Genomic DNA, 20,207 nt, shown 5'->3' with positions numbered 1-20,207 from the left:
GCCGTCGACAAACGGGGAGCATCCGGCCATCAGCGATGTCAGCAACCGGGAGCGTCGCTTGCACCCACGTCATCGCGGCTCGCCAGTTGGCGGGTGTAATTTCTCCAGCCACCGAAGTCGGTAATATCCACGGCGGCGGTCAACGCAGCCGGCTCGCAGATAAAACCCTTCACCCGGCGACCATCCGCCAGCAGCAGCGTACCGATACCCAACGGCGCCGGGATCTCGGCCAAAAACTCGCCAACGCGCGCCAGCGGGATATCCCACAGTTCAACGTCGATCGCCGCGCCGCTCTGCGCCTTCACCAGCCCCGGTTTGGGTGGCTGGGTGTCAGCCAGCGCATACAGCCGGTAGCACGGCGCGGTGGTGGTTTGCTCCACCCACACCGCCTGGCGCCGGGTTAATTGGCCGTTGAGCGGCATACCGCTAAGGTGAGCGCCCACTACGGCCAGCCGCAGATGCTGTGGGGAAGGCGCCAGCGCCGGCTGCGGCGACATGCCGCGAGCGGTAGCCCCCAGCGGCCAGTCTTGACCTTGCTGCCAGCGCCGGCCAAACGCCGCCAGCGCCCGATCGTGCCAGGCCGGTGCGATCAGCGTGATACCCGCCGGCAGACCGTCGGCGCGCATCGGCGCCGGCAGCGCCAACGCGCAAAGGTCAGCCAGATTGGTGAAATTGGTATAGGTGCCAAACTGTGAATTAAACAGCACCGGTTCCTGCGCCATTTCCGCCAGAGTGCGGATGGTCGGTGAGGTTGGCACCACCAGCGCATCAAACTGCGCCAGTTGCCGGTTAATCTGGCGCGCCAGTTCGGCACGCAGGTATTCCGCCTTGTAGGCGTCGCAGGCGCTGTATTGCTGGCCGTTACCGAGGATGCCGCGCACCACCGGATCGATGGCGTCGGGGTGGCTGCTGAGCAGGCCTTCCACCGCCACGGTGCGTTCTGCCACCCACGGGCCGTAGTAGAGCTGCTCCGCCAGCACGCGAAACGGCGTAAAATCCAGTGGTTCTAGCCGCACGCCGGCGGCCTGTAATTGGTCCAGCGCCGCCTGGAATGCCCGTTCGGCCTGTTTGTCGCCAAAGAACTCCAGCGTTTGCGGCACGGCAAAGCGCGGCGCGTGTGGCAAGTCCGCCGGGGCAGTGGCCGGATTGGCGCGAGAATAGGCGTCGTCGGCGTGATAACCGCCGGCCAGCTCGGCGACCAGCGCCGCATCGGCCACCGTCAGCGCAAAAACCGATACGCAGTCATTGAGTCGACACGCCGGCACCACGCCACGATTCGACAGCCAGCCTTTGGTCGGCTTCAGCCCGACGATGTTATTGAAGCCGGCCGGTACACGTCCGGAACCGGCGGTATCGGTGCCCAGCGAAAAAGGCGTCAGCCCACGCGCCACCACCGACGCCGAACCTGAGCTGGATCCGCCGCTGACGTACAGCGGGTTAATGCTGTTGACCACCGCACCGTGCGGGGAGCGAGTACCTACCAATCCGGTAGCGAACTGGTCAAGGTTGGTCTTGCCGATAACGATGGCACCGGCGGCACGCAGCCTGGCAACCACTTCTGCATCCGCCTTGGCCTGATAGGCGAACGCCGGGCAGGCAGCCGACGTTGGCCAGCCGCCCACGTCGATATTGTCTTTCACCGCGAACGGTATGCCAAACAGCGGCAAGCGGCTGAGATCCCCCGCCACCGCCTCCAGCCGTTGTGCCAATTGGCGATACTGCGCCTGGCGGCGCTCGGCGTCAGCCAGACAGATCCAGGCGTTGTCTTGCGCGTCGAGGCCGTGCAACAGCGCATCGATGGTCAGGCGCACGCAGGCGATACGTTCGGCGCTCGGCTGGGTCTGGTAGTAATGCTGCCATTCGCTGAGGGTAAAACCGTGTTGCTTTACTGGCTGGGTCATCGGCTGAATTCCATCTAGTACACAAGATTGAATTCAGCTGAGCAACCCGCGTGCCAGTTTTTCATCCACATGATTTTAAATGATTAAATAAAAATTCATTACGAAACGGACAAAAAGCATGCACCAGCGGCGCGCAGGGGGCGAACAAAAAAGGTGCAAAAAAAAAGCACCTCGAGAGAGGTGCTGGAGATTGCCACGAGCCGATGCGTTAGCGGCCCGGCACGGATTATGCGCCGCGTACGCGCTGCGCCAGCCCTTTCAGGAAGTAGCGCAGCATCTGATCGCCGCATGGGCGGTAGTTCTTGGTGCCCTGCTTGCGGAACAGCGCGCTCAGCTCCGGCTTGGAGATACGGAAATCAACGGCGGTGAAGATCTGGAACAGATCGGTGTCTTTCAGTTCAAACGCCACGCGCAGTTTCTTCAGCACCAGGTTATTGGTGATCGGCAGCTCTACCGGCGGTGCCGGGAATTTGTCATCCTTGCCGCGTTTAAAGAACACCAGGCCGTTCAGGAAATGCGCCATCACCTCGTCGGGGCATTTTTCAAAGCCCGGTTCGCCTTCTTTGATGACATAAGCGCCCATCGCCGCGACATCAACGTCAAAACCGTCCAGTTTGACGATCTCAACCATTTTTACGTCGTTAATGCTCAGCATGTAGCGCACACTGCGCAGGACGTCATTGTTAATCATGGAATTGCCTTTAGCTGGTAAAGCGGGAAGACGCGCGGCGCGACATGGAAAGGCTGCCGCACGCCTTGAATATGTGCGGCAGTATAGGGATCGGTAAGGGGTTTCTCAATCGATTTGGCTTTTTTGCTGATACAGCGGAATGTCTTCGCCAATAATGTATTTGTTGCGCAGTACCGAAGAAACCTTGTCCATGGTCATCACCACCGCCACCAGCAGCAGCGTGATAAACATCACCACGTCCCAGTTCCACAGCCGCATGTTTTCGGCATACACCAGCCCGATACCGCCGGCGCCGACAAAGCCCAGCACCGCCGCAGAACGGGTATTGGATTCAATCTGATACAGGCTGAGTGCCAGAAAAGTAGGAAACGACTGGGTAAAGATGCCGTAGCGATGTTTCTGCAAACCGTTGGCGCCCACTGCCGTCAGGCCACGCCCCGGCGACTTGTCCACCGCTTCATGCCCTTCGGCATACAGCTTGCCCAGCAAGCCGACGTCCTGCACCACAATCGCCAGCACCCCGGCCAGTGGCCCCATGCCGACGGCGCGCACGAAAATCAGCCCCCAGATCGCCATATCGATGCCACGTAGCAGATCCAGCAAGCGGCGCACCAGCGCAGCGATCGGCCGCAACAGCGGCGTCGACATCACGTTGCGTGCCGCCAGGAACGACAGCGGCAATGCCAGCAGCGTCGCGGTCAGCGTGCCGGCAAACACAATGCCGATGGTGATGAAGATCTGCTGGAAATAATAGCCGAACGGCCAGTTGACGAAGTCATGCCAGACGAACATACGCATAAAATAGCGGCCGATTTGCTGGCAGCCATTCAGCAACTGCGGCCAGGAAATGCCGAAGAACAGAAAGAAGAACAGATAATATACGCCGATCGCCGCGGCAATCAGGCCCAGGGTACGCAGGTAACGGCGCTGCTGCGAAAAAATGACCGTATGCTGCCGTTGCAAGGTCTGTAACCGTTCTGCGGAAACCGTTTGTCCGAGCATCATTTGCCCCCCTCCACCACGCGTTTGCGCAGTTCGCCGGAGATGTAGTCCAGCAATGATACCACCACGATAATCAGCAGCAGCGTCATGCTGACCTGATCGTAACGGTCCAGTTTGATATTGGTCATCAGTTCCTGACCGATGCCACCCGCCCCCACCAATCCCAGAATGGTTGACTGGCGGAAGTTGATTTCCAGGCGCATGAAACTGTATGACAGAAACACCGGCTTGACCTGCGGCCACAGGCCAAAACGCATGCGTTGCAGCGGCGTCGCACCACAGGCGACCAGTCCACGCACCGGTTTGTTGGAACTGGTTTCCAGCGCTTCGTAAAACAGCTTGGTCAGGCTGCCGATGGTGTGCAGCGCCAGCGCCATAAAGCCCGGTATCGCGCCAATGCCAAACGCCATCACAAACATCACCGCCCAGGCCAGCTCCGGCATGGTACGCAAAAAGGCCACCAGTGTGCGAATGGCCATGCGCAGCGACGCCGGGCTATGGGTGTTGTTGGCAGCCAGAAACGCCAGCACGCCGGCAACCAGCACCGACAGCAGGGTTGCCGCCAGCGCCAGATTCAGTGTCTCCCACAGCAACGGCAGCTGGATATGCAGGCGGTAGCCCCAATAGGCCAACGAGCCTTCGGTATGGCCATCGGCGAACAGGCGATCCCAATGCAGGATCGGCAGCGTTTCGGCAAGGTAATCAAAGAAATTCGGTAGCGATACCCATACGGTATGCAAATTGAACTCGGCCAGCTTGCCGGCGCCAAGATAGAGTACCGCCAGCGTCAGCGACCATATCAGCGTTTCACGCTTTTGTTTGCTGCGAACCCGCTGGTAATAATGCGCAAAATCTGTATTCAAAATAACTCACCGTCAGAGACTGAACCGCACGGTCCACGTTAACCTGTTGATGCCAATCGGGCGCGGCGTACCGCGCCCCGTGCTTGAACCTCCGGCGCTGGTTTAACGTTCGCCTTTCGCCAACGCGCGCTTCAGGTCAATCACCGGCTGGTATTCCGCCAGCGTGGTTTCGCCAATGTGCTGCTTACCGCCCATCGCCTTGATAAAGCAACCGTGATCTTCCTTATCCAGCTTTTTGATCGCCGCCACGACCTTGGCCTTGAAGTCGGCCGGCAGTGCATTGCGCACCAGGATCGGGCCGTTCGGGATCAGCGGGGATTGCCAGATGATGCGGATCTTTTTCATCAGATCCGGCTGATCCATGCGAATCATGCGGGTGAACGCGCCACTGGTATAACCGGTGTTGTAATCGCCAATCAGCGATGTCCAGGTGACGGCGCCTTCAAACTGGCCGTTCAGCACGCCGAGAATGTCCTGCTCATGGCCGCCGGAAAAGGTCACGCTAGAGAAAAAGCCGTTGTATTTATTGTCCGAGTTACCGCCAAACAGCTGTTTGAAGCTGTGATCCGGCATCAGGAAGCCGGAGGTAGAATCCGGATCGGCAAAACCGAACGATTTGCCTTTCAGATCTTCCAGTTTCTGGTAAGGACTGTCGGCTTTGACCACCACCACCGAATGGTAACCCCGCGACTGATCGACATCGTCGACGGCAATGCCGACCAGATCGACCGCCTGCGGATCCTTGATATACACCGAGGCGAACGACGCTGGCGACATGCTGAGCACCAGGTCGATCTTGCCGCCCAACAGCCCCTGGATCACGCCGGAATAGTCGGACGAGTTACGCAGTTTGGTATCAACGTTCAGCTCCTTGTCAAAGAACTGCTTTACGCACTGGTTGTCGCCAATCTGCTGGGTGGCGTTCTGACCGCCGAGAATGCCTAAATTAAGCTCTTTGGGCGCGTCCGCAGCGCCAGCGTTAAATACCATCATCGCGCCGGCCATCATGGTGGTCAGACTGAATACTTTTTTCATTGCTGTAGCCTTTTAAATTAATGTATTTGATTAACGTCTTCGCCGTACAACTGGTGCAAAATCCGGTCATTCAGCTGTGATGGATGACCGTCAAAAACAATTTTCCCCTGCGCGATACCAATCACCCGCGTGCAGTATTCCTGCACCAGTTCCACCGAGTGCAGGTTCACCATCACCGCGATGTCGTTCTCGCTGACTTTCTGCAATGCGTCCATAATGCGGCGGGTGTTCTTCGGATCCAGCGAGGCAACCGGCTCGTCGGCCAGCAGGATCTTCGGGTTCTGCATCAATGCGCGGCAAATCGCCACGCGCTGCATCTGCCCGCCGGACAGGTTTTCGGCCCGCTGCAGCGCATGCGGCAACATATTGAGCCACTGCAACAGTTCGATGGCGCGCGCACGATCGGCGTCGTCGAATACTTTAAAAAAGGATTTGAGCGTAGAGGTATGGCTGAGCCGCCCGAGCAACACGTTGGTAATCACGTCCAGACGCGGCACCAGGCAGAAATCCTGGAAAATCATGCCGCAACAGGCACGCCATTGGCGCATCTGGCGGGCGGAAAGTTGCGCGATGTCCTGCGCCACGCCGGCTTCGTCAAAGTGCAGCATTTCACCGCAGCTGGAAGGAATGGTGCCGTTGAGCGTGTGCAGCAGCGTGGATTTGCCGGCGCCAGAGCGGCCGATCACCGCGACAAATTCGCCGGCGTGCAAATCGAAATTGATATCGTCCAATACCCGCTGCTGGGATTTATAGGCTTTACCCAGCCCTTTGACCGCCAGGACTTTGCGCAGTGGGATCGGCTGTTGCCCTGGGAAATCGGTTGTTGCAAGTTTTAACTGTGCCTGAGCCATAAGCCATCTCTCATTGGTTAGGTTGGCTATTCGTTATCGGCACCTATTAAGGGATAAGTTTATGACATCTGGATGATGGTTTTATGGCCGGAAAATGACGGCCGAGCGACGGGTGCCGTATGCTGCGCCCGTCGCTGGCAAGCGGGAAGGCATTGTTCAGCTGAAATGAATTACGCCTTTAATCAATGATTTATTGTTGATCACGTCGCTTTCATAACGTTGTGCCAGGGTGTCGAAGTCAAAATGATGCGACAGCATCATGTCAGCGGTGATGCTGCCGGCTGCCATCAATCGGCCTACCTTGACGAAGTCCTCATGGGTGGCGTTGCGGCTGCCCATCAAGGTGGTTTCCTTTTTATGGAACTCCGGATCGGAGAAGCTGAATTCGCCTTTGAACAGCCCAACAAACACGATGCTACCGCCATGGCGGATCAGGTTAACGGTGTTATTCATCGCCCGCTGATTGCCGGTGGCATCAATCACCTTTGCTGCCAACCGGCCATCAAACTGCTCGCGTAGCGCCGCGTCGAACCCTGCCTGCGCCGGATCCAGCGTGGCGACGCCGAGCACCTGCGCAACATGCGCCCGCCGCTGTTCACTGGTATCGGCCACCACGACCCGGGCGCCGTCCGCCAGGGCAATCGCCGCCACGCCAAGACCAATCGGCCCGGCTCCGACCACCAGCAGATGATCGTCGGCAACGATGGCTGCCCGTCGCACCGCATGGGCGGCGATGGCAAACGGTTCGATCAGCGCCGCGGCCTCCGGCGCGATATCCCCCACCGGCAATAAATTGCTGGCCGGTACGCTAAGATACTGGCAGAAACCGCCGTCCTGGTGCACGCCGATCACCGAAATGTTTTCACAACAGTTGCTGCGGCCGCTGTGGCAGGCCCCGCACTGGCCACAGGACAGATACGGGATCACCGCCATGCGCTGCCCGACACGCAAACCGCTGACCTGGCTACCCACGCTGACGATATCGCCACATATTTCATGGCCCAATACTCGGGGATAGCTGAAATAAGGCTGATGACCCGACCAGGCATGAATATCCGTGCCGCAGATACCCACGGTAATCATTTTAATCACTGCCTCATCCGCCGCCGGCGTCGGTATCGGCCGCTGCTGATAAACCAATTGTGTGGGTTGCTGGCAAATCAATGTATTCATTGTGGTCATTATGGTTCCTCCAGTTATCTGGAGTTGGTTATTAAATAAAAATAACCGGCTGGCGTTTTAATTATGATGATTTGTGATTCAGCGCCAAATAAACCGTTTTAAATTGGTTTTAAATTCATAAAAAACAGCTGAGATACGCCATGAGCCGAAGCCAAAATTTGCGACAAAATGTGATTAACCAGATGATCGATGGCCTGATTCACGGACATATCCGCTCGCCGCTGCCCTCCCAGGCGGCGCTGGCCGAAATGTACAACATCAGTCGCACCACGGTACGCCATGCCCTGGACCACTTTCAGCGCTGCGGGGTGTTGGCAAAGGTGCAGGATAATTATGCGATCCTGCGTTTGCCGCAGGCGGAAGACGGTTTCGACTGCATGGCACAGACCCTGGACGCGCAAAGCACGCTGTTTGAAAAGGCGTTTTATCAGATGATTAACCAAAAACAGCTGCGCGCCGGCGACTGTTTCAGCGAACTGCAACTGTCGCGGCTGGTCAACGTCAGCCCGGTTGTGGTCCGGGAATTTTTGCTGCGCTTTAGCCGCTACAATCTGCTCGACAATGTCAAACGCGGCCAGTGGCGCATGAAGCAGTTCGATCGGCACTACGCCGAGCAACTGTTTGAACTGCGGCAGATGCTGGAAACCCACGCCCTGTCACGCTTTTTGAATCTGCCGTCGCATGATGAACGCTGGTTGCAGGCCAAAGAACTGCTGAGCCGTCACCGTGAGCTGCGTGAAACCATCAGCAGCAATTACCGGCTGTTTTCGCAACTCGATCGGGATCTGCACGGGCTGATCCTTTCTGCCGCCAACAACCCGTTCTTCAACCAGTCGCTGGAGATTATCTCGGTGATTTTCCACTTTCATTATCAATGGGATGAAACCGATCTCAAGCAGCGAAACATCATTGCCATCGAGGAGCACATGGCGATCCTCAGCGCGCTTATCTGCCGTAACGATCAGGAAGCCATCCGCGAGCTGCACCATCATCTCGACACCGCCAAACAATCGATGATTCGTTCGATTAATCAGTCCGTCGCCTGACGCCCTCCCTTTTATTTACCATCGGCATATTTAAAACCGATAAAAAACAGTAAAAGCCTATCCGGCGCACGGAATGCGCATTAATCACACCACCAAATCGCAGCGCCCTCTATACCGATTACTTGCAGTCACATACAAAATACACATCTGGAGATAAAGATGGAAAAAGTGAGCCCTGCCAGCACCGGTGATGGAAAACAGGAAAATTACACGGATACCATTATTCCTATGCCACCTGACGGTGCCATCGTTCGTTCAGCCAGAATAAAAAAAATCCAGACCACCTCAATGATTTTATTATTCTTGGCGGCAATCATTAACTTTCTCGATCGCAGTTCACTGTCGGTTGCCAACTCGACAATTCGCGAAGAAATGGGGCTGAGCGGTACCGAAATCGGCCTGCTGCTTTCGGCGTTTTCATTGGCCTACGGCATAGCGCAACTGCCCTGTGGCCCGCTGCTGGACCGCAAGGGGCCGCGTATCATGCTCGGACTGGGGATGTTTGTCTGGTCGCTGTTCCAGACCCTGTCCGGCATGATCCAGAGCTTTACCCAATTTATCTGGGTACGCATCGGTCTGGGCATTGGCGAAGCGCCCATGAACCCGTGTGGCGTAAAAGTGATTAACGACTGGTTCAACATTAAAGATCGCGGGATGCCGATGGGCATCTTCAACGCCGCCTCGACCATTGGCCTGGCCATCAGCCCGCCAATCCTCACCGCGATGATGATCGCGTTTGGCTGGCGTGGCATGTTCATTACCATTGGCGTGCTGGGCATCGCGCTGTCGATCGGCTGGTACATGATTTATCGCAACCGTCAGGATCTCGATCTCAGCGCACAGGAGCAAACCTACCTGAACGCCGGCAGCGTCAGCGCGCGCCGCGAACCGATGAACCTGAAGGAATGGCGTGCGTTGTTCAAGAATCGCACCATGTGGGGCATGATGATCGGCTTTAGCGGCATCAACTACACCGCCTGGCTGTATCTGGCCTGGTTGCCCGGCTATTTGCAAACCACCTACCATCTGGATTTGAAAAGCACCGGGATGCTGTCAGCCATTCCGTTCCTGTTCGGCGCCGCCGGCATGTTGTCTAACGGCTTCGTCACCGACTGGCTGGTCAAGCGCGGCATGGTGCCGCTCAAGAGCCGCAAGATCTGCATCGTTGCCGGCATGCTGCTTTCCGCCGCCTTCACCTCGGTGGTGGCGCAGGCCACCACCACCTACAGCGCGGTATTGCTGATCGGCATGGCGCTGTTCTGCATTCACTTTGCCGGCACCTCCTGCTGGGGGTTGATCCATGTGGCGGTCACTTCGCGCATGACCGCCTCGGTGGGCAGCATCCAGAACTTCGCCAGCTTTATCTTCGCCTCGTTTGCGCCGGTGATCACCGGTTGGATCCTCGATACCACCAACTCGTTTAGCCTGGCGTTGACGCTGTGTTCCTGCTTTACCCTGATTGGCGCCCTGTCGTATATCTTCGTGGTCAAACACCCGATTACCGATAGCCCGGCCTAACCCGCAACGCCGCTGCCATTCCCGTTGCCGATGCGGCAGGAATGGCGCTTGTCGCCTTAGAGCACCAGAGGCAATACCTGTTGCTGATACTCCGCCGCGTGCCGCACCGCAAGCTGGATGAAATCGTCGATCAATGGCGATGCCTGCCGGTAGGCCAGAGCCAGTGAATACGCCACCGGCGTACCGATACCGCTAAGTTCGCGGAATACCACCCCGGGCGGCCGCAACGCCGCAAACAGCGACGGCATCAGCGCAACGCCCTCCCCACCGGCCACTAACCCGCCAATGGTTTGCATTTGCCGCGCCTGCTGTACTACCCGCGGAGTGAAACCGGCCATCGCGCATGCCTGTAGAATCGCCGCGTGCATCCCCGGCCCATAATGCGCCGGGAACAGCACCCAAGGTTCCTCCGACACGTCTGACAAACCGATCTGCGCGGCGTTCGCCAACGGATGGTGTTCCGGCAACGCCAGCATCATGCGCTCCAACAGCAACGGCGTTAACTGTATGCCCTCTTGCGGTGCAAACGGCAGCACCACCAGACCGACATCGGCGCGATCGTCACGCAAGGCCACCAACTGTTCCGCCGTGGCGGCTTCCTGCAACTGAAAATCTATCTGCGGATAACGTTGACGAAACTGACGCAGCAGCCCTGGCAACAGTGCATTGACCGTGCTGTCGACAAAGGTCAGCCGCAGCGACGCCGTTTGCCCCTGCGCAGCACGCTGGGTATGTAACAGCGTGCGCTCGAACTGCGCCAGCGTGCGCCGCGCTTCGAGCAAAAACACCTGCCCGGCGTCGGTAATACGCGTAATGCGGTTGCCACGCTCCAGCAGCCTAACCCCCAGTTCCTGCTCGATTTTACGGATTGCCGCCGTCAGCGGCGGCTGCGCCATATGCAAGCGTTGTGCGGCGCGGTGAAAGCTCATCTCTTCAGCCACGGCAATAAACTGCCGCAATTGGCGTAGTTCAATCACGCGATACCTTTTTCATATTATCAAATCATAAAAACAGTATTGGCGGTATCAACGGTAAATACCAATACTTTCCCTCGACATCACCGGCGCAGACGCGCCATCGGCAGTTGGAGGAGTTTCACATGACACAACCTACGGTCGTGATTAGCGGTGGCTCAAGCGGCATTGGCCTGGCCACCGCGCAACGAATGGCAATGCAGGGCTACCGTGTCGCCATCGTGGCGCGCAGCCTGCAACGTTTGCAGGCTGCGGCGCAACGGATCGGCAGCGGCACGCTGCACTTTTCGGCGGATCTCAGCCAGCGCGCCGAGATTGACGCACTGATGCCGCGTCTGATCCAGGCTTTGGGCACGGTAGATGTGCTGATCAATAACGCCGGATTTACCCGCGTTATCAGCGTCGATACGCCATTGGCGCAGGCTGAACAGCAGTGGAATGCGGTGATTGACGGTAACCTGAAGAGTACCTTTCTGTTTACCCAGGCCATGCTGCCGCACCTGCGCAAGCCGGGCGGACGCATCGTCAATATCAGTTCAATCGCTGCGCAATGCGGCAGTGGCAACCCCGGCGCGCTGGGCTATTCCGCCGCCAAGGCCGGCGTGGTTGGCCTGACCGTCAGTCTGGCGCGTGAACTGGGGCCGCAAGGCATTACCGTTAACGCCATTGCGCCTGGTTACATCGCCGATACGCGTTTTTTTGGCGATGGTCTGCCAGCCAGCGTTATTGACGCCATTACCGCCGACACGCCGCTGGCGCGTACCGGTCGGGTGGAGGACGTTGCCGAAGCGGCGTTGTGGCTGGCGTCGCCGGCAGCGGCATTCATTACCGGTACGCTGTTACCGATTAACGGTGGAGCCCGCGTCGGCAGCTAGGGACAGGGAGCGCCGGTCTGGCGCTCCGAGGGATCAGAAACGGATATCTCTGCTGGCAACCGCGCGGATCGGCACGCCGAAACTCTCCATGCTCGACAGCGCGGCGTTATGGTGCTGACGTATCCACTGACCGCTGGCGTGCGCCTTGTCATGGCTGGTGTGGGCATCGGCTGCCAACACCACCGGATAACCGTGCCCGGCGGCGCGGCGAGTAGTGCTGTCAACGCAATATTCGGTCGAGTAACCGCAAATCACCAGTTGCGTAACGCCGTGCTGTTGCAACAGCGCTTGCAGATTGGTACGCAAAAAAGAGTCCGGCGTGGTTTTTTCTACCCGCAAATCCCCTGCGACCTGCTGTAAGCGCGGATCAACCTGCCAGGCATCGCTGCCATGGGCCAGTTCATCATCGGCGGTCTGATGCTGGATGAAAATCACCGGCACCTGCGCCTGGCGCGCCGCGGCGCTCAGCATGTTGATCCGATCAATCACCGCATCGGCATCGGCCGGTGGCGGCATAAACAGGCCTTTCTGCACATCAATAATCAACAGCGCTGCGGTCATTGGGGTCTCCATCGATAAGTTTCACATCAGCATAGCGGTTGGCGCGGACGAAAGATATGGTCAACCCCCTGCTCACGCAGGCCAGTCACCAGCTCATGTCCGCCGTTCGGCGTCGCCTGAGTCTGGATGCGTTCGTTTTCAAATACCGGGCTGGCCCAGTAAAGATTGACCGGATCGCCGTACTGGGTCGGCAACGTCAAATGCTGCTGATAAGGGTAGAACCGCGAAGACAGCACATAGCCTGCATAACCCTGTGGTGCCACTTCCGACGCCAGGGTGTGCCCTTCTCCCATCCAGGTGATCTGCGCCCAGGGCACGTGGGCAAAGCCCGCCAGCGCACTGGCCATCTGTATCGCGTTGTCTTCGGTCATGTACTGACCGTCAATGGCGATACCCAGCTCCATGCGCCGGTACTGCGTGGCGTCATCATTGAACAGGATCTCGACCCACGGCATCGGTCGGATGCTGATCCCCATGGTCAGAAAATAGTAAATGCCGTCGCGTTCATGTTGGCTGATGGCCATCGGCGGCCACTTGCCCTGATCGATCGCGTAATATTTAACCGACGGACCGAAATGCTGTTCATACTGCGCCAGATAGTCGCGCTGCATTTTCGGCCACGGGTTGCCTTCTTCACGCTGCCAACTGCGCCAAAACTGGCGGGTGTTTTCCGCCAGCGCATATTGCGTATTGGTCGATGCGGAGCCCAGTGGATGAGCTAACGGGCTTTCCTTGATGCAGCTGGCGGAATAACACACCGAATGGTCGATATACAGGCTCCAACCGGGGATCACCGACAGCAGCTGGCCGTAATACCACAGCGCGGCGCCGTCATCGCTTTCATTCCACACCACCTGCAACCCTTCCGGATTCAGCGGCGCTTCCCCCTCCAGGTTGCGGCAAAATTCCGCGGCCAGCATCGGCGGCTGGCCAAGTTCCAGCGCGGCGCGATCTTCCTGCTGCGGCGCAGCCGCCAGGTTACGCAACCAGCAGGCGCGTACCTGAAAACGTTCGCTGAACGCCTCCGCGGGATAAATATAAAAATAGGCTGCCCGGTGATCTTGCTGAACCACCGCTACCAGCGTTTGGTTTTCATTACTGACTTCAGCAAGTACATATGACTGGTTCATATCGCCTCAATAGGGTCACTGCGCAGACAAGGAAAATAATCCTGCGCGAAATAGAAATCTGCTTTTTGCCAGTGTAAAACGCATTCGCCAACCGGATCACGCGTAAAACTCTCAAAATTCCGCTAAGCAGTCGATTTTTTACCGTTTTTCACCGCCCGGTTGCGCACTCTGGTCGGATACGGCAAGTAACGACGCCATGGCGCTGGCGAATTCCCGCCCGCTCAGAGCATGCCGCGCAGTATAGGGTGACGGGGCGTTCCCCGTGGTTCGGCTTTGTTATAGAGTAGCCGGTGGGCTAATACAGGAGGTAGAAAAGATGATTATCAGAGCCGGCACCCCCGACGATTACCCACGATTGCTGGCGGTCTGGCTGAGTTCTGTGCGCGCAACCCATCATTTTCTGACGGAAAGGCAGATTGCCGATCTGCGTCCGTTGATCGCCAATGACTATCTGCCCACGCTGGCCGTTTGGGTCGCTCAGGATCACACCGGTCGGATTGGCGGCTTCATCGGCATGAACGCCAACAAGGTCGAGATGCTGTTCGTTGCCGCCGAACAGCGCGGCAAAGGCATCGGCAAATCGCTGTTGGCGTTTGTCGAGCAGCAACATGATGTGCTGTTGCTCGACGTCAATGAACAGAACCCAAAGGCCATGGCGTTTTATCGGCATTACGGCTTCAGCGTTATCGGCCGCTCAGAGCGTGACGGTCAGGGTAAGCCGTTCCCGCTGCTGCACATGAGACGTGGCACACCTTAGCGAGGCCTCGATGACCTGCAAGTTGCCGGCGCTGCCGGCATCAAACCTTGTTGCCCACCTGGCTCAGGCGTGGCCAAATCATCATCAGCGTCTCCACCAGGCGTAGCAAATCGTCACGGCTGGCTCCTTCACGCGCCTGAACCGACATGCCTTCAATGGTGCACATAATGTACTTGGCCAGTAACGCGGTGTCGGTTTTCGCCAACAGCTCCCCCTGCTGTACCTTGCGATCGAAACAGGCCTTGAGGCTGGCTTCCTGCGTATGATGTTTGCGGCGCAGCATTTCGGCCACGTCGTCGGATGCCGGAGACAATGCCGCGGAAGCACACACCATAAAGCAGCCCGACGGCGTTTGCGGATCGGTAAATACCTCCGCCGATGAGCGCACGTAGGCTTCAACCACTTCGGCTATCGGTAACGTCTGTTCCAGCAACTGGTTGGTACAGGTGGTGTACTTGCTCAGATAACGTTCAACGGCGGCACGAAACAGCCCCTCTTTGTTACCGAACTCGGCGTACAGCGTCGGCGCTTTGGCGCCGGTGACCTCGACCAGATCGGCCAGCGAGGTTGATTCATAACCGTGGCGCCAAAACAGATCGAGCGCACGGTCCAGCGCCTGGTCGCGATCAAACTGTTTCGGTCTGCCGCGCGTTTTCTTCGCACATACCTCTTCTTTGATAGTCATAGACCCTCGCGTGTTGCGCCCCGAATCAGGGCTTGCCAATTAAATTAACGATCATTATAAAAAAATATTGCGCCGGCGTCGAGAAGCGATTACCATTTAGTTATCGATCGTTATTTAAATGTAACGACAAAGACAAAATGACTCAATCGAATTCTCGGATAGGAACCAACTTTATGAAAAACTTAAAAATAGCATTAACCGCACTGACTCTGGCCAGCCTCTCCTTCGGCAGTTTCGCCGCAGAACAGGTCAACAGTCAACCGGCAAACCAACAGAAAATCGGCGTCGTCAGCAGCAGCGGCGCGTCGGATATTACCTCTCTGCAAGCCAGCCTGGCAAAAAAAGCCGAGCAACAAGGCGCCTCGTCATACCGCATCATCGGTGCCGGTGGTAACAACCAGCTGCACGGAACGGCAGTTATTTATAAATAACAGTAAGTTAATTTAATTCCAGCGCCGGGAAATGCCGTTTTACCCTTCGCAGAGATACGAAAAACCAGGAATTAATTAACGAACATTAAAAAATAACTTGCAATTCGCCAAACCGGCGTCTAACATTAAATTATCGATCGTTAATTAATTTAACGACCAACAGAACAAACTTCATACCGAACATAAGATAGGAATATGATTATGAAAAACCTGAAAATGACCATCGCTGCTCTTGCTCTTGCTTCTGTTTCATTTGGTAGCTTCGCTGCCGAACTGGTTAACAGCCAACCTGCCGATCTGCAAAAAGCCGGTGTGGTAACGGTAAGCGGTGCTTCTGACCTGACTAGCCTGGAAAACAAACTGGCAGCCAAAGCGGATGAAGCCGGTGCAAAATCATTCCAGATCATTTCAACTGCCGGTGACAACAAACTGCACGGCACTGCGATCATCTACAATTAATCAATTGCTGACACGGCAATTGCGCAAAGAGGCGGCCCTGGCCGCCTTTTGTGTTTTCTGGAAAACCCCGCCACCCCGTCGCGTGATGAACTCATCGCCGTAATCCGGCTGCGCGCCAATGCCCCGGCTTGCCGTCCCCCAACACCAGCGCCATGGTGCTGAACATTCAGCGCCAGCGAGGCCGGTTCCGCATCTGGTTTGCTAGCGTTGTCTCGACTATCGCTACGCTATGCGCCAAACCTGGTGCGCATTGATAGCCGTGGGTGATTTTCCCTTTTGCCAATTTTGGCCCATGCTTAAATGAGGCCAGCCGCGGCAGGTAAACGGTCAGTTGCGGACGCCCTCCTCTTTACTTTGGCTAAGCGGGATGCCGGCTCATGACGAAAAAAACCACTTTATTGCAGTTTTTCCATTGGTATTACCCCGATGGCGGCAAGCTATGGCAAGAAGCGGCGCAGCGCGCTGCGCAGATTGCCGAGATCGGCATCACCGACCTGTGGTTACCACCGGCCTACAAAGGCGCATCCGGCGGCTATTCGGTTGGCTACGACAGCTACGATTTGTTCGATTTGGGCGAGTTCGATCAGAAAGGCAGCCGCGCCACCAAATACGGCGACCGGGAATCGCTGATCCATGCCGCCAATACTCTGCGTGAGCACGGGGTACGCATCATTTACGACACGGTGTTCAACCACAAGATGGGGGCTGACGAAACCGAACGGGTGCATGTTTACCGCACCGATACGCAGGATCGTAATGACATTGACGACCGCGGTTTTGACGCCACCGCCTACACCCGTTTCACCTTTCCAGGCCGTCAGGGGAAATATTCCGCCTTCGTTTGGGACTACACCTGCTTTAGCGGCGTAGATTACCTGGAAGATCCGCAGGAAAAAGGCATCTTTAAAATCGCCAACGACTACGGCGATGACGGCTGGAACGAGCAGGTCGATGACGAGAAAGGCAATTTCGATTATCTGATGGGCGCCGACGTGGAGTTACGCAATAGCGCGGTGGCAGAAGAGTTGAAATACTGGGGGCGCTGGCTGCTGGAAACCCTGCCCTGTGACGGATTCCGCCTCGACGCCGCCAAACACATTCCGGCCTGGTTCTTCAAACAGTGGGCCGACCACGTGCGAGAAGCGGCACAGCGCGATCTGTTGATCGTCGCCGAATACTGGTCGCACGATTTGGCGTCGCTGCAACAATACATCGACATGGTAGACGGCAGAGTGATGCTGTTCGACGTGGCACTGCATCTGAAATTCCACCAGGCATCGAAACAGGCCGATCAATTCGACATGGCGCAGATCTTTACCGATACCCTGACCGCCACCCATCCCAGCCACGCGGTGACGATTGTCGCCAACCACGATACACAGCCGCTACAATCGCTGGAAGCGCCGGTTGAACCCTGGTTCAAACCGCTGGCCTACGCGCTGATCCTGCTGCGCGAACAGGGCGTACCCTGCGTGTTTTATCCGGATCTGTATGGCGCAAGCTATCAGGATACCGGCCGTGATGGCGGCGAGTACCCGATCGACATGCCGGTCATCACCGAGTTGGAAAAACTGATCGTCGCCCGCCAGCGTTTTGCCAACGGGGCACAAACCGATTACTTCGACGATAGGCACTGTGTCGCCTTCAGCCGCAGCGGTACCGCAGAGGCACCGGGCTGCGTGGTAGTGCTGACCAACGGCGCAGAAAACAGCAAAACGGTGACGCTGGGCAATGCGCTGGCGCATCGGCAATGGCGCGACTTCCTTGGCAACCGCGCAGAGACGATCGAAACGGACCAGGAGGGCCGCGCCGACTTTCCGGTCAACGGCGGCAGCGTCAGCGTATGGGTATTGGCGGAAAATGTCTGACAGGCCGCAGCAACGCCGGCGGCGGGCAAACTAATTACCCGCTTTCTGGTCTAATTGGCAATTCTGACCAGGCAAACCATTCACACCAGAGCCTAAATAGGGTACAAGGCTGCATGAAAATTCCAAAACGACTCCAGCCATTGGTAGATGATGGTTTAATCGACGACGTCATTCGTCGTTTGAAAAGCGGTAAAGAGGCCGACGTGTTTATCGTGCGCTGCGGTAACGACATCCGCTGCGCCAAAGTGTACAAAGAAGCGGACAAACGCAACTTCAAACAAGCGGTGCATTATCAGGAAGGCCGCAAAGTGCGTAACAGCCGCGATGCGCGTGCGATGAGCAAAGGTTCCCGCTTTGGTCGCCAACAGCAGGAAGAAGCCTGGCAAAACACCGAGGTCGATGCGCTACACCTGCTGGCAAAGGCCGGTGTGCGCGTGCCACAACCGGATATCTGCCTTGACGGCGTGCTGCTGATGGAGCTTATCACCGATGAAGAAGGCCTGGTGGCCCCGCGCCTGAGCGACATCACGCTGGAGCCGGCGCAGGCGCTGGCCGATCATGCATTGATGATGAACTACGCGGTGCGCATGCTGTGCGCCGGGCTGGTGCATGGCGATCTGTCGGAATTCAACGTGCTGATGGATAAAAACGGCCCGGTGATCATCGATCTACCGCAGGTGGTCGACGCCGCCGCCAACAATCACGCCAAAAGCATGTTTGAACGTGATATCAACAACATGACGCAATATTACGGCCAGTTCGCGCCGCAGCTGCTGGGCAGCAAATACGCCAAGGAAATCTGGGCGCTGTATCAGGAAGGCAAACTGACGCCAGAAAGCACGCTGACCGGCCACTATCAGGAAAGCAGCAAAAGCGCCGACGTGGGGTCGGTGCTGGACGAAATACAGGCCGCCAGCGACGCCTACCAGCGCCAGCAGATGGCGCGCAACGAAGAGTAAACACGCGCCGTCTGCGTTGGTTATTTGCCGGCAGCGGCGACCGGCCGCCAACGCGGCAAGCCAAACATATTGACTGCCATGCCGGCCAGCACGCACAGCGCACCGGCAATTTGCAGCGTGGATAATGTTTCCCCCATCAGCAACCAGGCACTGAGCAACCCAACCAACGGAACCAATAGCGCCAGCGGCGCCACTCGCCAGGTTTCATAACGCGCCAGCAGGCTGCCCCAGATAGAATAGCCGAACAGGGTGGCGGCAAACGCCAGATAGGCAATCACCAATACGCTGCTTAAGCGCAAATGACGCAGGCTGTCGATCGCCAACTGACGGTCGTCGAACAGCCAGCTACAGGCAAAAAATGGCAATATGGGAATCAGCGCGCTCCATACCACCAGCGGCAGGATACCCTGCTGGCGAAAGGTGCTCATGATTTTCTTATTGGCAACATTACCCAGCGCCCAGGACAACGCCGCGCCGAGCGTCAGCAACAGTCCGGCCAGCGGCACCGCGCCGCTCCCCTGCTGTTGCAGGCTGGCCTGCGCCAGCAACAGCATGCCGGCGGTGGCGATAACGATCCCCACCAGGTGGTTGGCGCGCAGCCGGTCTCCCAGCAGCAGCATCGCCAATAACAGCGTAAAGAACACCTGCGCCTGTAGCACCAGCGACGCCAGCCCGGCCGGCATGCCGACCTTGATGGCCAGAAACAACAGCGCAAACTGGCCAAAACTCATGCTCAGGCCGTACAGCATCAGCCATTTCCACGGCAGTTGCGGGCGGGGAATAAAAAATATCGCCGGCAGCGCCACCAACAGGAAACGCAGCCCGGCCAGCAGAAAAGGCGGCATGCTCTGTAAGCCGTACTTGATAATGACGAAATTCACCCCCCAGATAATCACCACCAACAACGCCAATAACCGATCGCGGACTGCCATGTTTGCTCCAGAGCAACGGGATAGTTGATAGGTATAACGTTAGCGGTGATGTACCCTGCAACTCAATTAAATTTTCTGCGAGCCGACGACGCGCGGCGATAAAGGCTACGCCGGCATCACGCCGATAAACGAGGTTTTCTTGCGCGGCTCGGTCATCAGCGCCTCCAGTTGCTCTACGCATTGCAGGTAATGCGGCGTTTTTTTATGCGCCTCCACCGCGTGCCGATCCTTATAGGCTTCATAGATATAAAAGCGCGTCGGGATGTTCTCATCCTGCAGTACGTCAAATCGCAGGTTGCCCGGCTCGGCAATGGCGCCAAGATGGTTGGCGCGAAACACCGCGAGAAACTGCTCCACTTGGTCGGGTTTGACGTTGATTTCGACTAACGTAACCTGCATAACGGCTCCTTGCTGACACGGGGATATCCCCCAATGCTAGGCGCTATTGGGCGGATTTCCGCCTCAGCTCGGCGTTTTTGCAGCCCAC

The 20,207-nt window shown here is 57.2% G+C and carries 21 protein-coding genes; 8 read left to right on the top strand and 13 right to left on the bottom strand.

What is annotated here, in order from left to right; all coding sequences use genetic code 11:
* Positions 1-38 precede the first annotated feature (38 nt).
* The 7 genes from atzF to ACCC84_RS00490 all read right to left on the bottom strand — a co-directional run bounded on the left by atzF (position 39) and on the right by ACCC84_RS00490 (position 7,525).
* The gene (atzF, locus tag ACCC84_RS00520) at positions 39-1,901 is read right to left on the bottom strand and encodes an allophanate hydrolase (RefSeq protein ID WP_273867045.1); all 1,863 of its coding nucleotides are present in this window, start codon (positions 1,899-1,901) and stop codon (positions 39-41) included.
* 226 nt (positions 1,902-2,127) lie between these two features.
* Complete coding sequence (locus tag ACCC84_RS00515) at positions 2,128-2,592, bottom strand: YehS family protein (protein ID WP_371901452.1); 465 nt, start codon at positions 2,590-2,592, stop codon at positions 2,128-2,130.
* A 105-nt stretch (positions 2,593-2,697) separates the two neighbouring features.
* Positions 2,698-3,594: a phosphonate ABC transporter, permease protein PhnE gene (phnE, locus tag ACCC84_RS00510; protein ID WP_088499916.1), complete on the bottom strand. Its 897-nt coding sequence runs from the start codon at positions 3,592-3,594 to the stop codon at positions 2,698-2,700.
* On the bottom strand, positions 3,594-4,457 hold the full coding sequence (gene phnE, locus ACCC84_RS00505; RefSeq protein WP_004965566.1) for a phosphonate ABC transporter, permease protein PhnE: 864 nt from the start codon (positions 4,455-4,457) through the stop codon (positions 3,594-3,596). Before phnE (ACCC84_RS00505) ends, phnE (ACCC84_RS00510) begins: the two co-directional genes overlap by 1 nt.
* A gap of 102 nt (positions 4,458-4,559) precedes the next feature.
* Positions 4,560-5,492 carry a phosphonate ABC transporter substrate-binding protein gene (phnD, locus tag ACCC84_RS00500; RefSeq protein WP_198772831.1) on the bottom strand — a complete coding sequence of 311 codons (933 nt, stop codon included), beginning with the start codon at positions 5,490-5,492 and terminating at the stop codon, positions 4,560-4,562.
* 17 nt (positions 5,493-5,509) lie between these two features.
* The gene (gene phnC, locus ACCC84_RS00495) at positions 5,510-6,343 is read right to left on the bottom strand and encodes a phosphonate ABC transporter ATP-binding protein (RefSeq protein WP_004965570.1); all 834 of its coding nucleotides are present in this window, start codon (positions 6,341-6,343) and stop codon (positions 5,510-5,512) included.
* A 156-nt stretch (positions 6,344-6,499) separates the two neighbouring features.
* Positions 6,500-7,525, bottom strand: a complete 1,026-nt coding sequence (locus ACCC84_RS00490; protein ID WP_273867037.1) for a zinc-binding alcohol dehydrogenase family protein — start codon at positions 7,523-7,525, stop codon at positions 6,500-6,502.
* A gap of 140 nt (positions 7,526-7,665) precedes the next feature.
* Here ACCC84_RS00490 and ACCC84_RS00485 point away from each other — a divergent pair, with 140 nt between their 5' ends.
* Both ACCC84_RS00485 and ACCC84_RS00480 read left to right on the top strand, forming a co-directional pair.
* Positions 7,666-8,571 (top strand): GntR family transcriptional regulator, encoded by a 906-nt coding sequence (locus tag ACCC84_RS00485; RefSeq protein ID WP_004965574.1) that lies wholly within the window; start codon positions 7,666-7,668, stop codon positions 8,569-8,571.
* Between the two features lie 228 nt (positions 8,572-8,799).
* On the top strand, positions 8,800-10,089 hold the full coding sequence (locus tag ACCC84_RS00480; RefSeq protein ID WP_164844338.1) for an MFS transporter: 1,290 nt from the start codon (positions 8,800-8,802) through the stop codon (positions 10,087-10,089).
* A 56-nt stretch (positions 10,090-10,145) separates the two neighbouring features.
* Here ACCC84_RS00480 and ACCC84_RS00475 read toward each other — a convergent pair whose 3' ends face one another.
* Positions 10,146-11,066 carry a LysR family transcriptional regulator gene (locus ACCC84_RS00475; RefSeq protein ID WP_371901451.1) on the bottom strand — a complete coding sequence of 307 codons (921 nt, stop codon included), beginning with the start codon at positions 11,064-11,066 and terminating at the stop codon, positions 10,146-10,148.
* A gap of 122 nt (positions 11,067-11,188) precedes the next feature.
* On the opposite strand from ACCC84_RS00475, the gene ACCC84_RS00470 reads away from it, so the two are divergent.
* Positions 11,189-11,938 carry an SDR family NAD(P)-dependent oxidoreductase gene (locus ACCC84_RS00470; protein ID WP_004965581.1) on the top strand — a complete coding sequence of 250 codons (750 nt, stop codon included), beginning with the start codon at positions 11,189-11,191 and terminating at the stop codon, positions 11,936-11,938.
* A 33-nt stretch (positions 11,939-11,971) separates the two neighbouring features.
* Here the strand turns inward: ACCC84_RS00470 and ACCC84_RS00465 are convergent, their stop codons facing one another.
* Positions 11,972-12,499: a cysteine hydrolase family protein gene (locus tag ACCC84_RS00465; RefSeq protein ID WP_371901450.1), complete on the bottom strand. Its 528-nt coding sequence runs from the start codon at positions 12,497-12,499 to the stop codon at positions 11,972-11,974.
* 26 nt (positions 12,500-12,525) lie between these two features.
* The gene (locus ACCC84_RS00460) at positions 12,526-13,629 is read right to left on the bottom strand and encodes a suppressor of fused domain protein (protein ID WP_371901449.1); all 1,104 of its coding nucleotides are present in this window, start codon (positions 13,627-13,629) and stop codon (positions 12,526-12,528) included.
* Positions 13,630-13,945: 316 nt separating this feature from the next.
* Here ACCC84_RS00460 and ACCC84_RS00455 point away from each other — a divergent pair, with 316 nt between their 5' ends.
* Positions 13,946-14,386, top strand: coding sequence for a GNAT family N-acetyltransferase (locus ACCC84_RS00455; protein ID WP_371901448.1), 441 nt, complete (start codon positions 13,946-13,948; stop codon positions 14,384-14,386).
* 40 nt (positions 14,387-14,426) lie between these two features.
* Here the strand turns inward: ACCC84_RS00455 and ACCC84_RS00450 are convergent, their stop codons facing one another.
* Positions 14,427-15,071, bottom strand: a complete 645-nt coding sequence (locus tag ACCC84_RS00450) for a TetR/AcrR family transcriptional regulator (protein ID WP_004965590.1) — start codon at positions 15,069-15,071, stop codon at positions 14,427-14,429.
* 173 nt (positions 15,072-15,244) lie between these two features.
* Between ACCC84_RS00450 and bhsA (ACCC84_RS00445) the strand changes: the two genes are divergently transcribed.
* From bhsA (ACCC84_RS00445) to ACCC84_RS00430, 4 genes are all read left to right on the top strand, one after another.
* The gene (bhsA, locus tag ACCC84_RS00445) at positions 15,245-15,502 is read left to right on the top strand and encodes a multiple stress resistance protein BhsA (RefSeq protein WP_004965593.1); all 258 of its coding nucleotides are present in this window, start codon (positions 15,245-15,247) and stop codon (positions 15,500-15,502) included.
* A gap of 201 nt (positions 15,503-15,703) precedes the next feature.
* Entirely contained in the window at positions 15,704-15,961 is a 258-nt protein-coding gene (gene bhsA / locus ACCC84_RS00440) for a multiple stress resistance protein BhsA (RefSeq protein WP_039992337.1), read from the top strand.
* 377 nt (positions 15,962-16,338) lie between these two features.
* Entirely contained in the window at positions 16,339-17,829 is a 1,491-nt protein-coding gene (gene amyA, locus ACCC84_RS00435; protein ID WP_004965599.1) for an alpha-amylase, read from the top strand.
* 113 nt (positions 17,830-17,942) lie between these two features.
* A complete protein-coding gene (locus ACCC84_RS00430) occupies positions 17,943-18,788 on the top strand; it encodes a PA4780 family RIO1-like protein kinase (RefSeq protein ID WP_004965600.1) in 846 nt (281 codons plus the stop codon).
* Positions 18,789-18,808: 20 nt separating this feature from the next.
* Here the strand turns inward: ACCC84_RS00430 and ACCC84_RS00425 are convergent, their stop codons facing one another.
* Together ACCC84_RS00425 and lsrG are read right to left on the bottom strand one after the other, a co-directional pair.
* Positions 18,809-19,720, bottom strand: coding sequence for an O-acetylserine/cysteine exporter (locus ACCC84_RS00425; protein WP_004965602.1), 912 nt, complete (start codon positions 19,718-19,720; stop codon positions 18,809-18,811).
* Positions 19,721-19,825: 105 nt separating this feature from the next.
* On the bottom strand, positions 19,826-20,119 hold the full coding sequence (gene lsrG, locus ACCC84_RS00420; RefSeq protein ID WP_004965604.1) for a (4S)-4-hydroxy-5-phosphonooxypentane-2,3-dione isomerase: 294 nt from the start codon (positions 20,117-20,119) through the stop codon (positions 19,826-19,828).
* Positions 20,120-20,207: the final 88 nt, after the last annotated feature.

The organism is Serratia odorifera (assembly GCF_041448735.1).
Classification (GTDB): Bacteria; Pseudomonadota; Gammaproteobacteria; order Enterobacterales; family Enterobacteriaceae; genus Serratia_F; species Serratia_F odorifera.
Note: the sequence above shows the minus strand (reverse complement) of the source record. Positions and strands in the feature narration are given on the sequence as shown.

What these genes read in the sequence shown, in the direction of transcription:
- atzF (WP_273867045.1), bottom strand. Translation starts at nt 1,901, where the DNA reads ATGACCCAGCCAGTAAAGCAACACGGTTTTACCCTCAGCGAATGGCAG.
- ACCC84_RS00515 (WP_371901452.1), bottom strand. Translation starts at nt 2,592, where the DNA reads ATGATTAACAATGACGTCCTGCGCAGTGTGCGCTACATGCTGAGCATT.
- phnE (WP_088499916.1), bottom strand. Translation starts at nt 3,594, where the DNA reads ATGCTCGGACAAACGGTTTCCGCAGAACGGTTACAGACCTTGCAACGG.
- phnD (WP_198772831.1), bottom strand. Translation starts at nt 5,492, where the DNA reads ATGAAAAAAGTATTCAGTCTGACCACCATGATGGCCGGCGCGATGATG.
- phnC (WP_004965570.1), bottom strand. Translation starts at nt 6,343, where the DNA reads ATGGCTCAGGCACAGTTAAAACTTGCAACAACCGATTTCCCAGGGCAA.
- ACCC84_RS00490 (WP_273867037.1), bottom strand. Translation starts at nt 7,525, where the DNA reads ATGACCACAATGAATACATTGATTTGCCAGCAACCCACACAATTGGTT.
- ACCC84_RS00485 (WP_004965574.1), top strand. Translation starts at nt 7,666, where the DNA reads ATGAGCCGAAGCCAAAATTTGCGACAAAATGTGATTAACCAGATGATC.
- ACCC84_RS00480 (WP_164844338.1), top strand. Translation starts at nt 8,800, where the DNA reads ATGCCACCTGACGGTGCCATCGTTCGTTCAGCCAGAATAAAAAAAATC.
- ACCC84_RS00470 (WP_004965581.1), top strand. Translation starts at nt 11,189, where the DNA reads ATGACACAACCTACGGTCGTGATTAGCGGTGGCTCAAGCGGCATTGGC.
- ACCC84_RS00465 (WP_371901450.1), bottom strand. Translation starts at nt 12,499, where the DNA reads ATGACCGCAGCGCTGTTGATTATTGATGTGCAGAAAGGCCTGTTTATG.
- ACCC84_RS00460 (WP_371901449.1), bottom strand. Translation starts at nt 13,629, where the DNA reads ATGAACCAGTCATATGTACTTGCTGAAGTCAGTAATGAAAACCAAACG.
- ACCC84_RS00455 (WP_371901448.1), top strand. Translation starts at nt 13,946, where the DNA reads ATGATTATCAGAGCCGGCACCCCCGACGATTACCCACGATTGCTGGCG.
- ACCC84_RS00450 (WP_004965590.1), bottom strand. Translation starts at nt 15,071, where the DNA reads ATGACTATCAAAGAAGAGGTATGTGCGAAGAAAACGCGCGGCAGACCG.
- bhsA (WP_004965593.1), top strand. Translation starts at nt 15,245, where the DNA reads ATGAAAAACTTAAAAATAGCATTAACCGCACTGACTCTGGCCAGCCTC.
- bhsA (WP_039992337.1), top strand. Translation starts at nt 15,704, where the DNA reads ATGAAAAACCTGAAAATGACCATCGCTGCTCTTGCTCTTGCTTCTGTT.
- amyA (WP_004965599.1), top strand. Translation starts at nt 16,339, where the DNA reads ATGACGAAAAAAACCACTTTATTGCAGTTTTTCCATTGGTATTACCCC.
- ACCC84_RS00430 (WP_004965600.1), top strand. Translation starts at nt 17,943, where the DNA reads ATGAAAATTCCAAAACGACTCCAGCCATTGGTAGATGATGGTTTAATC.
- ACCC84_RS00425 (WP_004965602.1), bottom strand. Translation starts at nt 19,720, where the DNA reads ATGGCAGTCCGCGATCGGTTATTGGCGTTGTTGGTGGTGATTATCTGG.
- lsrG (WP_004965604.1), bottom strand. Translation starts at nt 20,119, where the DNA reads ATGCAGGTTACGTTAGTCGAAATCAACGTCAAACCCGACCAAGTGGAG.